30 protein-coding genes and 1 tRNA gene are annotated in these 12,940 nt (G+C 32.2%); 29 read left to right on the forward strand and 2 right to left on the reverse strand.

The features are described 5' to 3' along the window. Positions 1–418: 418 nt before the first annotated feature. On the forward strand, positions 419–1,180 hold the full coding sequence (locus tag ACJMLO_RS09910) for a hypothetical protein (RefSeq protein WP_405296365.1): 762 nt from the start codon (positions 419–421) through the stop codon (positions 1,178–1,180). A 474-nt stretch (positions 1,181–1,654) separates the two neighbouring features. On the opposite strand, the gene ACJMLO_RS09915 is transcribed toward ACJMLO_RS09910, so the two are convergent. Beyond that, positions 1,655–1,828: an AbrB/MazE/SpoVT family DNA-binding domain-containing protein gene (locus ACJMLO_RS09915; protein ID WP_405296367.1), complete on the reverse strand. Its 174-nt coding sequence runs from the start codon at positions 1,826–1,828 to the stop codon at positions 1,655–1,657. Positions 1,829–2,130: 302 nt separating this feature from the next. On the opposite strand from ACJMLO_RS09915, the gene ACJMLO_RS09920 reads away from it, so the two are divergent. The 23 genes from ACJMLO_RS09920 to ACJMLO_RS10030 all read left to right on the forward strand — a co-directional run bounded on the left by ACJMLO_RS09920 (position 2,131) and on the right by ACJMLO_RS10030 (position 9,222). After that, positions 2,131–2,526 carry a hypothetical protein gene (locus ACJMLO_RS09920; RefSeq protein ID WP_405296369.1) on the forward strand — a complete coding sequence of 132 codons (396 nt, stop codon included), beginning with the start codon at positions 2,131–2,133 and terminating at the stop codon, positions 2,524–2,526. Beyond that, positions 2,523–2,741, forward strand: coding sequence for a hypothetical protein (locus ACJMLO_RS09925; protein WP_405296371.1), 219 nt, complete (start codon positions 2,523–2,525; stop codon positions 2,739–2,741). The genes ACJMLO_RS09920 and ACJMLO_RS09925 overlap by 4 nt, the downstream gene beginning before the upstream one ends. A gap of 1 nt (position 2,742) precedes the next feature. Then, complete coding sequence (locus ACJMLO_RS09930; RefSeq protein WP_405296373.1) at positions 2,743–3,576, forward strand: AAA family ATPase; 834 nt, start codon at positions 2,743–2,745, stop codon at positions 3,574–3,576. 1 nt (position 3,577) lies between these two features. Beyond that, a complete protein-coding gene (locus ACJMLO_RS09935; protein WP_405296375.1) occupies positions 3,578–3,835 on the forward strand; it encodes a hypothetical protein in 258 nt (85 codons plus the stop codon). Beyond that, entirely contained in the window at positions 3,835–4,239 is a 405-nt protein-coding gene (locus tag ACJMLO_RS09940) for a hypothetical protein (protein ID WP_405296377.1), read from the forward strand. The genes ACJMLO_RS09935 and ACJMLO_RS09940 overlap by 1 nt, the downstream gene beginning before the upstream one ends. 205 nt (positions 4,240–4,444) lie before the next feature. After that, positions 4,445–4,633 (forward strand): hypothetical protein, encoded by a 189-nt coding sequence (locus ACJMLO_RS09945; protein WP_405296379.1) that lies wholly within the window; start codon positions 4,445–4,447, stop codon positions 4,631–4,633. After that, positions 4,630–4,785: a hypothetical protein gene (locus tag ACJMLO_RS09950; RefSeq protein WP_405296381.1), complete on the forward strand. Its 156-nt coding sequence runs from the start codon at positions 4,630–4,632 to the stop codon at positions 4,783–4,785. The genes ACJMLO_RS09945 and ACJMLO_RS09950 overlap by 4 nt, the downstream gene beginning before the upstream one ends. Beyond that, positions 4,785–4,988 (forward strand): hypothetical protein, encoded by a 204-nt coding sequence (locus tag ACJMLO_RS09955; RefSeq protein ID WP_405296383.1) that lies wholly within the window; start codon positions 4,785–4,787, stop codon positions 4,986–4,988. Before ACJMLO_RS09950 ends, ACJMLO_RS09955 begins: the two co-directional genes overlap by 1 nt. Before the next feature lies 1 nt (position 4,989). After that, positions 4,990–5,271 (forward strand): hypothetical protein, encoded by a 282-nt coding sequence (locus ACJMLO_RS09960; protein ID WP_405296385.1) that lies wholly within the window; start codon positions 4,990–4,992, stop codon positions 5,269–5,271. Continuing rightward, positions 5,268–5,573: a hypothetical protein gene (locus tag ACJMLO_RS09965; RefSeq protein ID WP_405296387.1), complete on the forward strand. Its 306-nt coding sequence runs from the start codon at positions 5,268–5,270 to the stop codon at positions 5,571–5,573. The genes ACJMLO_RS09960 and ACJMLO_RS09965 overlap by 4 nt, the downstream gene beginning before the upstream one ends. Further along, on the forward strand, positions 5,570–5,785 hold the full coding sequence (locus tag ACJMLO_RS09970) for a hypothetical protein (RefSeq protein ID WP_405296389.1): 216 nt from the start codon (positions 5,570–5,572) through the stop codon (positions 5,783–5,785). Before ACJMLO_RS09965 ends, ACJMLO_RS09970 begins: the two co-directional genes overlap by 4 nt. Further along, positions 5,782–6,066 (forward strand): hypothetical protein, encoded by a 285-nt coding sequence (locus ACJMLO_RS09975; RefSeq protein ID WP_405296391.1) that lies wholly within the window; start codon positions 5,782–5,784, stop codon positions 6,064–6,066. The genes ACJMLO_RS09970 and ACJMLO_RS09975 overlap by 4 nt, the downstream gene beginning before the upstream one ends. Before the next feature lie 105 nt (positions 6,067–6,171). After that, on the forward strand, positions 6,172–6,366 hold the full coding sequence (locus ACJMLO_RS09980; protein ID WP_405296393.1) for a hypothetical protein: 195 nt from the start codon (positions 6,172–6,174) through the stop codon (positions 6,364–6,366). Next, entirely contained in the window at positions 6,356–6,853 is a 498-nt protein-coding gene (locus tag ACJMLO_RS09985; RefSeq protein WP_405296395.1) for a hypothetical protein, read from the forward strand. Before ACJMLO_RS09980 ends, ACJMLO_RS09985 begins: the two co-directional genes overlap by 11 nt. Continuing rightward, complete coding sequence (locus ACJMLO_RS09990) at positions 6,846–7,094, forward strand: hypothetical protein (protein WP_405296397.1); 249 nt, start codon at positions 6,846–6,848, stop codon at positions 7,092–7,094. Before ACJMLO_RS09985 ends, ACJMLO_RS09990 begins: the two co-directional genes overlap by 8 nt. Beyond that, positions 7,091–7,405, forward strand: coding sequence for a hypothetical protein (locus ACJMLO_RS09995; protein ID WP_405296399.1), 315 nt, complete (start codon positions 7,091–7,093; stop codon positions 7,403–7,405). Before ACJMLO_RS09990 ends, ACJMLO_RS09995 begins: the two co-directional genes overlap by 4 nt. Beyond that, positions 7,402–7,707 (forward strand): hypothetical protein, encoded by a 306-nt coding sequence (locus ACJMLO_RS10000; RefSeq protein WP_405296401.1) that lies wholly within the window; start codon positions 7,402–7,404, stop codon positions 7,705–7,707. Before ACJMLO_RS09995 ends, ACJMLO_RS10000 begins: the two co-directional genes overlap by 4 nt. After that, positions 7,700–7,948: a hypothetical protein gene (locus ACJMLO_RS10005; RefSeq protein ID WP_405296403.1), complete on the forward strand. Its 249-nt coding sequence runs from the start codon at positions 7,700–7,702 to the stop codon at positions 7,946–7,948. Before ACJMLO_RS10000 ends, ACJMLO_RS10005 begins: the two co-directional genes overlap by 8 nt. A gap of 3 nt (positions 7,949–7,951) precedes the next feature. Then, positions 7,952–8,116 carry a hypothetical protein gene (locus ACJMLO_RS10010; protein WP_405296405.1) on the forward strand — a complete coding sequence of 55 codons (165 nt, stop codon included), beginning with the start codon at positions 7,952–7,954 and terminating at the stop codon, positions 8,114–8,116. A 3-nt stretch (positions 8,117–8,119) separates the two neighbouring features. Further along, positions 8,120–8,290, forward strand: a complete 171-nt coding sequence (locus ACJMLO_RS10015; protein ID WP_405296407.1) for a hypothetical protein — start codon at positions 8,120–8,122, stop codon at positions 8,288–8,290. 4 nt (positions 8,291–8,294) lie between these two features. Then, positions 8,295–8,588, forward strand: a complete 294-nt coding sequence (locus tag ACJMLO_RS10020; RefSeq protein WP_405296409.1) for a hypothetical protein — start codon at positions 8,295–8,297, stop codon at positions 8,586–8,588. Continuing rightward, on the forward strand, positions 8,585–8,779 hold the full coding sequence (locus ACJMLO_RS10025) for a hypothetical protein (RefSeq protein ID WP_405296411.1): 195 nt from the start codon (positions 8,585–8,587) through the stop codon (positions 8,777–8,779). Before ACJMLO_RS10020 ends, ACJMLO_RS10025 begins: the two co-directional genes overlap by 4 nt. Positions 8,780–8,832: 53 nt before the next feature. Beyond that, a complete protein-coding gene (locus tag ACJMLO_RS10030) occupies positions 8,833–9,222 on the forward strand; it encodes a hypothetical protein (RefSeq protein WP_405296413.1) in 390 nt (129 codons plus the stop codon). Between the two features lie 708 nt (positions 9,223–9,930). Here ACJMLO_RS10030 and ACJMLO_RS10035 read toward each other — a convergent pair. Then, entirely contained in the window at positions 9,931–10,548 is a 618-nt protein-coding gene (locus tag ACJMLO_RS10035) for a hypothetical protein (RefSeq protein ID WP_405296415.1), read from the reverse strand. Positions 10,549–11,221: 673 nt separating this feature from the next. Here ACJMLO_RS10035 and ACJMLO_RS10040 point away from each other — a divergent pair. The 5 genes from ACJMLO_RS10040 to ACJMLO_RS10060 form a co-directional block, all read left to right on the forward strand. Then, complete coding sequence (locus ACJMLO_RS10040; RefSeq protein ID WP_405296417.1) at positions 11,222–11,413, forward strand: TFIIB-type zinc ribbon-containing protein; 192 nt, start codon at positions 11,222–11,224, stop codon at positions 11,411–11,413. A gap of 512 nt (positions 11,414–11,925) precedes the next feature. Then, positions 11,926–11,997 (forward strand) — tRNA-Gln (locus ACJMLO_RS10045). 36 nt (positions 11,998–12,033) lie between these two features. Further along, entirely contained in the window at positions 12,034–12,363 is a 330-nt protein-coding gene (locus ACJMLO_RS10050) for a hypothetical protein (protein WP_405296419.1), read from the forward strand. A 66-nt stretch (positions 12,364–12,429) separates the two neighbouring features. Then, positions 12,430–12,705: a hypothetical protein gene (locus ACJMLO_RS10055; protein ID WP_405296421.1), complete on the forward strand. Its 276-nt coding sequence runs from the start codon at positions 12,430–12,432 to the stop codon at positions 12,703–12,705. 12 nt (positions 12,706–12,717) lie between these two features. After that, positions 12,718–12,940: hypothetical protein (locus tag ACJMLO_RS10060; protein WP_405296423.1), on the forward strand; the 223-nt coding region annotated here is incomplete at its 3' end.

Here is a 12,940-nt window from a genome sequence, read left to right on the forward strand (position 1 = left end):
TTAGTAATCTTTCATTTGCATAACTTTAGTGTCTGTTGAGTAGGGTCAACTATTCGATTTTTCCGAATAGTTGGCCTTTATTTTTTTTTGGGAAAATCTTAAATAATAAGTATGACAGATTACTTATTGGGTTGAGTATGGTAACGACTCAGGAAAAGGGTGGCGGTCATAGCAATGCTGACATTGTGAGGTCATGATAGCAATGGAGGTATATTGTTAAACCCAATATTAGCTAATATAAAGTCATGTATCTGTGACAATAAACTGTGCGGTGGGGTTAACGCATCCACCTAAAACCTAACGTTTGCTATTTTTTGTTCGTTTGTAGTTTATCGAACATTTATTTTTCATCAAAAACTATTTCATGTGCAATGTTTCATATGTTAATATGAGAGACCATCAAACATTGTATGAATTTATGCCAGTTCCAATTCTGAAAGCAGCAACATTACTAATGTCCAGCACAGGATTATCACGTGTAGATACATTAAGGTTGAAAATATCTGATTACCTGGAGGCCACAAAGGAATATCATAATCATTTGGATAATCCATACAAGGCCATACGGGAATTAGAAGAGTCTGAAGTTGATGTGATTCCAGTGTTTAAATCTTCCAGACGAAAAACAGGAATTAACTATGTTACTTTTGCAAGCCCTGAAGCTGTACATGCCATTAATACATATCTTATATCCCGAAAGAATATGGAAGTTACGGATAAATTGTTTGATATGAGTTCATGGCATTTCAACAAGCAATTCAGAGAGGCCAATGACATATTAAACTTAGGTCTGGTAAATGGTGTCAGCAGATTTACACCTCAAATGCTGCGTAGGTATCATGCAAGTCAACTTAATGAAGCTGGAATGTCAAGTGACAAGATTGATATTTTACAGGGCAGAACTCCAAAGGGCCTTATACATCAATCATATATTCGTATTAAGACTAAAACTTTGAAGGAAGAGTATATGCGTTGTTTGCCTTTTTTGGTTATTGAGGAAATTGAAAAGGTTAGAACTGAATTAGATGTGACTAAAGAAAAGAATACTGAATTAGAGAATGAAAATACTGAATTGAAAAGACAAAATGATGAAACTAATAGGAGATTGGATAACCTGGAGAAAATTGTTATGGGTGATGTTGATGATGAAAAAATGGCCAGATTGCACAAATTGTTATAAGTTCGTTTTTTTGTTGAACACCGAAAAATGAAACACAATGTGTTTCATTTTTACCCTATGAACAATCTACTAACCTATTCTCTAAAATAGTGAACAATAGATATTATAACTAAAAATAAATTGAATAGAAACATTTATTAATGGATTACCATAAAGTATACTATAACGAATAATTGTATGAAGACGGATGAAAACTTGACCTGGATGACTTTCATGATCATCTAAAAAAAAAGATTTTGTAAAAGAAAATTGGGGTCAAAGATGCTGCAACATCTCACCCAATTTCGGTTACAAAAAAATAAAACACGGGAGTGAAATTATTTCAGTAACCATATATGAGTTATATTGCAAAAACTATTTAAATTTATCCTATTCCAAAATGAATAGTCTTACATGGAGTAAGAAGTTATCATCAATGTTAGCGAGAGCTATATTTAAAAAAAGAGCCAATTTTAATAAAAAAATAAAAAATAATTATTTTGCTTTTGATGTGATTACTGTAATCTCATTATCTGTAACATCAACATCCCATTCTACCGAATCACCAGGACTTAATTCTAAAAGTTTTACAATTTCTTTTGGAACACCTACTCTTAGTGAATTTGACCTTTTATTTGCTATACCTACTTTAGATTTATATTTAAACATTATCATACCTCTACTTTCTTTTTACATAGTAATAAATATGTTAGTTAGGTTATATATAATTTTCCTTTTTATTTACTATCTAAAAAGAAACCTAAAAGGTAACATTTATATATTAATAAGTTCATAACTAATAATCATGAGAATATACTCAGGAGCTGCAACTCCTGACAATTCTTAGGGAGTGAAATTATGAAAAAATTTGACGAAAACGTAAAACAACAATTAGAATCCGAAGGGCTAGTTGACACAGTCCTAGAGATTGGCTGGAACTATCTCCAAGCCACAAAACAAGGTGATTCAAAATGAGCTTCGACAGACGATTTGAATTACCAAACTTTGATGACATGGATGTAGATCTAACAGCATGTGAAAATTGCGACTTTGAATGCGGAACCATAGGTTACTGCCTAGATGAATGCGGTGAAAACTACATCATCTGCACACTATTTATGGACAAAGGCTACAACATAGCAAACAAAGATTGGGGTAGATCATCAGATGGTAAACTCATACCTGGTGTGGAAATCTACAAAAACCAAACCCAGAAATTCATGAAAGCTATGAGTAAATTAGGCCATACCTGTACTACCTACAATCATCCATTAGGCAAAAGCTATCTCAATACAGTTATTATTGATGGTGGCGTAGAACCTATAGACTTAGCACTTGACTTTTTAGAAATGGAGGCTATAAAATGAATTCTCCAGTTAGATTACAGAAAAAAGTTGAAGTATCCTATGAAGACAGAATCAAAGAAAGAATTAGTGATTGGGTAAATGCTAATGTTTTTATTATTTATTTTGTCTTATTTGCAATACTAACAGCTTTAATCATCTGCTTAGTATTTTCAGTAATTGGATTAAGTGCTACTGAAAGCGGTTTACAATATAACCATCTACAGGATGTGATTTAAAATGGTATTAAAATTCATTGACGAATCACAAACTAGATACCTGAAAACAATTTTCTATGGTATTGATGGAACTGGTAAAAGTACAGGTGCAAAGATTTACTGTGAATCACGTGGGTTACATCCTGTTGTAATTGATTTTGATTACACAAATCATACTGGATTACCACGTATTGATTGTGAATGGCAAAATGACCGTGAAGTTATCTCTGGAGTTATTGAAGTTATACGGGATATTGAAAAACATCCTACTTTTGACACATTAATCATTGATGGTGTAGGTACCTTGAATGAATTATTACTGCCAAAAGGAGGTAAAGATTCCCGTAGAACTTATCTTGTTCGTACACAAAACTTTAAGAAGATTTGGAAAGTGTTATTGCATGCAAAGATTCATTTCATATTCATTGGTCAGAAAGATATGATTGTTACTGAAGACAATGAATCCAGTAAATTTGCGGAATTAATCAATAATATGGTTGATTACAAATTTCACTGTATTCATAGTGGTAAAGGTTTCACTGCAAAAGATTTTAGTTATATTTGTACTAAAACACGTGGGCAAATGGAACCATTGATTGGTGAACCCATACTGGAATTTACACCGGAACCTGAAGTGAAACCTATATCTGAGCCAGTTAAACCATTGAAACCTAGTGGGGATGCTCCAAAGGAAATGCCTAAAATCATTGATGAATGTATTGATGCACTTGTCATGAGAGGCCGTAAAATCACTAATGACTTAGTGCGGATATGTATTCAAGACCGCTGTGAAGATGAAAAAGAACTTCAGGAATGTATGGATTGGTTGGATAATATTAATTTAGGAGGCGAATAAATTGTCTTCTAAAATTTTTATTATTTTTGCCGACAAGGAAAGCATCACTTTTGAAGTTCCAAGTGACAGTGATCAAAATGAAAAATACCTGGTAACATGGGATTTTGATAACGGTTGGTTATGTGATTGTAAAGGCTGCATGTATGGTCATCACTTATGCAAACATATTCTGGCATGTATTGACTACATGAAGTTTGTTAACATGGCTTTACTTGATGATCCTAGAGCTGTTTTTACACCTATTGAGGATGTGGTTTAATGGCTCAAACTAAAAAGAAAATTGGAATCAGTATTGATTGCGATTTGTATGAACAGGCCAAAAGTAAGTATCCGAAGATTTCCACTAGAATCAATGAACTTTTAGCTATGGATCTGTATGGGTCTGATGAAAAAGACAAATTAGTTCAGGAATTGCATGATTTGAAGATTAAAGAGAAAGCAATTACTAAACGTATTTGTGAACTTGAAAAAGAAGAGGTTAAACTTGAACAATCACAATCTAGTAGGGACAGTGTTCTTGATTGGGTTAATTACATTTATTCCCGTATTGGGGTTGTTCCTTTGAATAAACTTGAGAAAGAATGTGATAGGAACCATGTTAATTTTGAAGAAATGAAAAATTATTTGGAGCGTGAAGAAATTGCAACTGTTAATTTTGCATGATTACACTTGCAATTTTACTTCATGTTTTATTTCAAGTATTTCAAGTGTAAAATCTGCGGTCTTGGGAAAAAAGTATGAAAAGTATGAAAGTATGACTAGTCATACTTTTTCTCTAGAAAATTTTTTTAGGGGAAATTTTTTTTATTTATTTATTTATTTTTTAGAATTTTCAAAACAAGTGAATTAATATAACAATGTGATAATTATGACTGAACAAATCAAAAAAATCAAACACTACCACACCAGGATAACAACTGCAATAAACGAACTGGAAAAATTAGAAGACATGGAAAACATGTCTGACTACAATGATGTAATCCTGGAAATGAAATGGATTACAGAAATCTTAGAAGAACGTAGAGAATGGTTACAAAAAAGAGGTAGAACCCAATGAATGCCATAACAATAATACTATTAATCATCCTGGTAGGCAGCTTTATAGGGGCCTTCAAGGAATTAATACAATTTGAATACGAACAACACAAAGACAAAAAAGCAAAAAAAGAATTTGACAAAAGACAGGAAAGATACAGGAGGATGATATAATGTTACTTTCATTATTAATCTCCAGACTAAATGAAGTTAAGGAAAGACATTCTCTTTCGGATTTAGAAGTCACCGCCAATAAAATCAATGGTAAAAGCTTTTTAATCTTTAAAAATGACATGAATGAGATAGTTGAATGTTTAATCCTATTGGATAAGGATAGTGATTATTTTGTTGATCGTGTAAGAAGGAGCGTCAGATAATATGACTGAAAAGCGATTTACTATGAATGAAGATGGTTATATCTGGGATAATAAAAAACCAATAAGTCAAGAAACCGTTCTTGACAAATTGAATGGGTTACATGAAGAAAATCAATACTTAAAACAATCTAATAAAGATGCAAGATGTATCCTTAAAAGAGAATTTGATTTTGCAAATGAACAAAGACAAAAATATTTAGATGACCCCGTAGTAGCAAATGCTTATGATATTATACGATTTGATATGAGAAAAGCATTAGATAAGTTAGGATGGTTAGAATGACTGAAAAACGATTTTACACTATTCATAAGGGAGTATTTGATAGGGAAAACCATAGAGAACTGTATCATGATGGAATAACTTCTATGTTGAATGCTCTCCACGAAGAGAATGATCAGTTAAAACAATCTTCAACAATGTATTACAACTTATTTAAAGAGTTACAAAAACAAATGCAAGGTGTTAAAAGCATATATGATTTGGATAGTAAAGATTTTGAAGATTTAATAGAATTAAGCAAAGGTAATGTGTTTGATGATGAAATTGGTTGGATACATCTTCCAGTTAAGGAGTTGCAAGAATGATTGATAAAATAACTTTTGATAAGGGTAAAATCCGAAGTGGATTGGATACTTTCAATTGTGATGATGATACAGATATGGAAGTATTATGTAACAATATCAATTCTATGTTTGTTGAAAAGGAAATCCAAATTCATAAAATGGAAATGCAATTATTACTGATTAAAAAAGCATTGGAATTGAATGATAATTTCCAAAAGGAGTTGCAAGAATGACTGACAGAGATGATGGTTATAGATTCTGTTTTAAAAAACATATGTATGATGATAAATTTGAGATGATAGATGAATTAGGAATTTTACCTACTATTAGAATTCCTAGTGAACATGCTGAAGTTTTAAGTAAAATGTTAGCTGAACAACATAGGCTGCGTATTGATAAAACTAATCAATTTGCTAAATTACATGCTTTATTGGATTTGGTTAAACAGGAATCTGAGATTGATAAGGATGTTTTAATTGCTTGCATTAACAATAGTGGTGATTTTAATGAGTAAAACATGTTTTACATGTAGGCATTGTTTTAGCAATGAATACTGTACATTATTTGATTATTTAATTGATGAATTAGTTTCATGTTGGGCATGGAATGGTGATGCGGAATGAATGATGAACTCATGAGAGCTTTATTTCCTAAAGAAATGGAAAGAAGAGACAATAACCAATGCCCATTTTGTGGTGAAAAAATAAACATGGATGATTTCAAAGATGATCTCTCCAAACGTGAATTTGAAATAAGTGGCATATGTCAAAAATGCCAGGATGACTTTTTTACAGGAGGCTTAGATGATGACTAAAATGGTAATTAAAAATACTCAAAATGCAGATAGTAGAACTGCGAATGATGAATTAACTAAAGAAACTTTACACGAAGCTACAGTTATACACCGTGCGGATGTGCAGCAACTCATGGGAATAGTAGGTGAAATGATTATTGAAAGAGGTGATGACCACGATTTCACTAAAATCATATACTTTGATGAATTCGCAGAGGAAGTCTTAAAACCTCATACTAATGATGAATTCATTAATGCTCATTGGTATCAAACTCACATCTTTGAGGAACGCCACCACCTGAACGCTAACTGTCCGTTGGATGTTAACCTTATTGATGTGCTTGAGTTAATATGTGATTGCATTGTAGCTGGGAAAGGTAGGGCAGGTAGAGTAACACCTGCTTACTTGAAACTGAAAGACCCTACAATATTGGAACGGGCTTATTGGAATACTGTTAAAATGTTAGATGACATTGTTGAAGTGAAAAAGGAAGATAGGTATGGCTGAGAAAAATATCATGTATGCTCAGCCGCCTAGATGTGGCAAAACAGCAATGAAAGAATTTGAAAAACAATTTAGGGATATGGATCAAGAGACATTACTCAGGTTATTTAAAAATGTTCTGGTAAAGAAATGTGAATGCGGGGCAATTTTACCATCATATCCATATTACACTGAGACTACGGAGTTTGTAATTTGTGATAATTGTGGTAAAACGTATGAACGGAAAAGAGTTGGTTTGAAATGAAGATTATTGTTAAAAATATAGATGATATGGATAAGCCTATTTCATCAGGGACACTTTATTTTGAAAGTAATGGTGGTCATGTTACTATTTCTTTATTAGTGGGTCACACTGTTTTTATTGACCATGAAACTAACAGAGTATTCATGAATGACTATCCATTTAAAGATCATTTCCCTCATGGCCTATGTACTGAGGAGGTTATTATCAATATTGACGGTTGGTTCCATGTCTTCCATGAGTTAGTGATGAATACTGATTCTCTAAACATTACTAGAATTCAAGTAATCCCTCACCAGGAGGATTCCGAATGAAAAGATTTCAGGTTACAGTTGACGATTCAAATACCGTCACACTTAAAGAAGTTCAGGATTATGGCACATGGGAATTTATAACAATAAGTTTCAAAACTTTTAAAGATGCGAATGACTGTGCTATTGCTTTAGCCCCAATATGTAATAGATTGAATGCTATTTATGAAGATAATATTGAGTTAAATAAGCTGTTGGATTCTGTTGAGAATATAATCAAAGCTAGTATTCATGATGAAAAGACAGCTTTTGGTCAGATGATTTTGAAACAATTGGCGGATAATTTAGGTGTAGATTATGAATGAAGATGTTTTAATCGAGTTTTTAGATAAAGCTAAAAAATTAGGTAAAGCGGTTGCAGTTGACGGTATTGGTATTGATTATGAAGAGATACAGCCTGGAGATGATTATTTCTTTAAAGACGGCTGCCTGATTTTAGATAATCAGGTTATTGATTGTGAGTATATTTCCCATGTGGAATTAACTAAAACTGCAGAACAAAAAGCAGCGGAAATAGAAGATTATTTTCAAAAACTTAGGGGTTAAATAATGGGTTATAATGGTAAGTGGATTGATAGTTTCAGTGTCAGTGTGTATGATGGGAAAGAGATTCCACGTGCTAAAGGGAAGATTGTCCTTGAAACTCCGTACATTGATTATTTATTTGATAAGGAACAATGGGTTGAATTTAAGAAAAAAGTTAACGAGGTATGAAATATGTGTAAAGATATTAGTATTACTGAATTGCATTTATGCAGTGAATGTAACGATATGATAGAAGTTCCAAGTAAAAAGGAATATGAATTTGAAGTAGGTTGTCTAAATCCATTAGGTAAACCGAATCCTACCGGTGGTTTAACTGACTGCAAATATTATAGAGGTGACTGAATCTATGACCTGTTTTGAAGATTTAATGTTTCCGGGAAAATATAATTATCGCAAAAGTGTAATTCAAGAGGTCACTGACATTTTGGATCATACACTTGACATGAGGAAATTATCTCCAACAAAAGTTAGAAGGTATCTTGAAATTCTGATTGATTACCAGGATTTCAATCCAAAGGCTAAATGTTTCTATGATAGGGCAACTAACAGGAAGTTAAGTTATCAGTTCCTGGCGAGTGTTGCTCATGAGTATATCATTGAGCATATTGATGAGTTTGAATTTGCAGAGGTGAAAAAATGATGAATCCTAAGTATATTGTTTTGTATAATCCGCATTCTGACGAATGGTTATTATTTGATTATGTGGAAGGTCGGGAAAAGTATGCTCCGAATTATGGTACTCCTGTATCAAATGGTCCTACTCCACGTGATGCTATTGATATGGCTGTGGACATGTTCGGTATTAATCCTGATGAAGTTGAGTGTTATTAAAATATTTGTAAAGGCAGGCAGGGATGAGATGTAAATGCTGCGGTAAAGAATTTGTGAAAAGGTGGAATAGTCAGAAATATTGTAGTGATGAATGTAGGGTTGAGATGAAAAAACTTCAGGATAAGCATAACAGTAGAGTTGCATATATCCGTAGTAAAGAAAACCAAGATGAAATCATAGCAACTTGTGAATACTGTGGTAAACCTTACATTAAAACACATGGTAATCAGAAATATTGCAGTAAAAAATGTTCCGATAATAGAATACTTGAACAAAACGCTGATGCCCGAATGAAAAGTTACCATAAGAATAAAAAAAGAGGCGGTGACAAATTCTACGGATTAGGGTCTGGTGGTTTAGGCCCTCATAAACATGATGATTGGGAAACCGAAAAACTAAAAGTGGAAAACGAAATGTGCAGACTAGGATTACTAGGAAAATAGTTTGCACATACACTTTTAAATTTTATTAATAGGAGGATATACAGTGAAAAGAGAGTATAGCACAGAATTTGTGATTTCTAATGAAGACCAGAGCTTCGAGCATTTACGCAAACTCTTACTCAGAGAAGAGATACGAATAGAAAACATGAGATACCTCTATGCAAAATACAATAATAGTCGATTTCTCACCTAAAAACACTGCTTTTTACCCTAAAAAGTATTACTTAGTAATACTTTTGCGGATTCGGCTCCAATTCGGCCGAATTTAGAAAAATTATTTTTTCAAATATACTTTAATATGGTGATTGTTCCCGATAATCTGGAAAACATCAAATTTTTAATGGATCTACTTATAAAAAATTTTTTATAAAAATAATTTTGCGGGCTTTGCTGCTGAATCTGGCCAATATTTGCAAACCCTTTTTTTATATAGCTGGAACGTCCGCAGGATTCAAGGCCAATAAACAAAAATTAAAAAGTTATATAAAAATTTGCCTTTTACCCTAGATAAATTGCCAATTTATAAAAAGTTTGCAAAAAATTATATGAAAAAAGCCGAAAAATAAAGAAAAAAAATAAAATTTAAATGAAGTATAATAATAATACTTCAAAAATCATACAAATTAATAACCAACGGATATAAATTAAAATTTTTTGGATCATGTCCGCCACCTCTCAAAAAAAAATATTGAATAGTTGCGGGGGCAACTATTCCAACAAGTCAAATAATATAAACGATTCGTTGTTTAATTCTTCGATTCCTTCATCCCATGTTAACTGATAATACATTTTTTCATAATCAATGAAACAGTCTAATCCGTCGGGGATTTGGTACACTTCGCGGGCGTAGTCATATTTATCGATAATTGAAAAGCTGTTAAATTCATCTTGTGTTAATATCCTGTCATACTTGGAGGAAATAAATTTAATTTTGTCATCAAGTTCGGAACCTGTCGGGGCGTATTGTTCAAAATCAAATTTTGAAAAAATAAATATATCGCCTTTAGCGTCTGCGTAATGGGTCAAATATTTTAAATAATCTTCGTCCAGGTTGAGGGATAAAACAATTTTTTCGAGTTCGTCATTAAAATTATATAAGTAATTCCAGTAACTACCAGTATAATAATTATGACTTATGGCAAAGCCCAAAAATTTTAATAGATCGTCTACATTTTCGATGTTGTGTTTGTCCTCTTCGAGTTCTTTTAATGTGGTGTCACCGTAAGGATCAAACAAAATTTTTTTATACTCTTCGGTTGTGAGTGTTAAAACCATTTTTTCAAGTCTCCTTTTAGCGTTGTATTTTGTAACAGATCCACCAGACAAAATAATTTTTTGTCGCAGCTTCCCGCCTGTTACATAATATTATTTATATGACGTTAATATATATAAATGTTTCTTATTTTTCTTTATTTTCAATTTTACTTTATTTTAATTAGTAATATTGAGTTTTAAAAGTTTTGGTTCTTTATTTTTTGATTTGAGTTATATTTTTGCTGCGTTTCTCAATCTAAAATAATACTTTTTAGGTTAAAAGTATTACTAAATTGGGGAGTATACACATCAATACACACTCATTAAGACCAGGAAAAAAGAGCTATATACACATCAATGTGTATAACTAAAAGCTGCATAACCGATACACATTATACTCAATTTTGCAGCACCTAAACAGTAATACTTTTTACCAAAAACGTAACGGAAAAGTATTACTCAGTGAAGGTCATACAATAAGAAACAGACAAAAACAAGCTAAAAGGTATGAGCTGGAAGCCAAATTTACAACGCTAAAAGGATTTCCCTAAAAATCCAAAAAAAAACTTCCAACTCTAAATAATAATATGCAATTGACAGTATTTATTTTTATTGATTTTTATCTCTTACAGTGTATAATGAAGGAATTAAAAATATATATTTTCCCAAATAAGTTTTTAGTAAAAATAATGCCTGGTTGGTTTATGAAAATGTGGATGTGATGAAACTTAATAGTGAATATCAAATGAAACACGCAGATAGTTTCTGTCCTATCTGTAAATCTTCAGATTATTCTCTCTTAGACGAACACATGGGAGAGACGTTTTGTGTAAAATGTGGTTTGGTACTGCACGAATCAAATAATCGGAAATCAATAGTTGAACTATTCGAGGAAACTGGAAAAAATAAGGGAAACTCTGGTGAAACTCAAAAATAGGATTCTTTTACTTGAAGTTTGTATCTTTTATCTACTACAAAAAAATGGGCAAGTGTTGTTTTATTGTTTTCGTAATTTTTCAATCATAAAGATTTTTACTCCTTAAATAAATTTATATGTTTTTAATCTGATATCCGCCTGGACATTATAAGGGTTTTATATTTCAAGTTATATATTAAGCGGATTCATGTTTTCCATTTTTAATCCTCCAAAAAAATATATTTGAACTAAAAACCATTTTGGGAAGATCATATATTTTTCAATTCCTTTTATTATCACATCCTGTAAAAAAAAGGGTTCTGTCAAAAATAATATTTTTAATGAGAAAAAAGGAATTTGGAGACCAATGCTTTTATTTTTTTATTTTTTTTATAAGATAGTTAGCTCAGACGTATATATTTAAAGGCAAAAATTCTCTATCTTTTTTTTCATGTTATACCTCAATAGTACAAGTCGAGAATTCCCAGCTGATGGGAATTGGGGGTGCGAATCCCCCCAGAACCACCTTTTTTAGTTCCGTAGTGTAGTGGTAATCACACGGGTCTTTGGAACCCGAAACTCCAGTTCGACTCTGGACGGAACTATTTCACATAAAAAATAATATTAAATGGTGAATTGACATGTCAAAGAAATACACAGAAAATATAATAGGAAACGGATCAACCATAGTGAAATATATCCTGGTAATGCTAGCTACAAAAACCATCGCGGGAGCAGCAGCACATGGATATAATTTACCAGTTGATGCCGTACAGTTAGCTGAAATATTCGGATATATCTTAGGTTTTGTCATTGCAACAATCGATGCAAAATGGCCAAACAATATTTTCAACAATATATTTGAATTTGGTATCGCAAAAATAACTGAAAAAGATAATGACATAACATTTGCAGATACTGAATTATATCCTGAAGACAACATGGACGATGTCAAGGTGGATGATGAATAATGAAACCTGACAAAGAAGAAAATATTGTAGACATCGACCCCGCAAGCGAATACGAAAGTGATGAAAATGACGGACAACAAATTCCCACATCATGACGAAACATGTTTCCAGGAAAGCAGAATCACAGCTGTAGAACAACAAGTAGCTACAATATTCCATAACCAAGACAAAATAGAAGATACTCTGAACAAATTAGACAAAACACAAGACAAACTAGCCATAAGCATAGCCGAACTAAACCGTACATTCCAAGTACTCAAAGTAATCGGTGGAATACTAATGGCCCTGTTTGGAGGCATAGCTATTTTTCTAATAACGGAACTAATCAAAATGATACATTAAACCTAGAGAATTATGACTTCAATTAGTCAATACCACAAATTACTACCAGGCCCCATAATAAGTGAAAAAGGCCGTAGAAATAACTTTGCAACATCAGTACGGAACGTTCTATTTTTAACCAGGACACTTCCAGGATACAAAGATATAACCTATGCAGATTTTGTAAAAGATTTTCCAAAATTTGTGAAATTGACTAATTTTGAGGATGACCCGAACCTCTACATTTCCTCAGGAC

The sequence above is a fragment of the Methanobrevibacter sp. genome, from assembly GCF_045120835.1.
GTDB lineage: Archaea > Methanobacteriota > Methanobacteria > Methanobacteriales > Methanobacteriaceae > Methanocatella.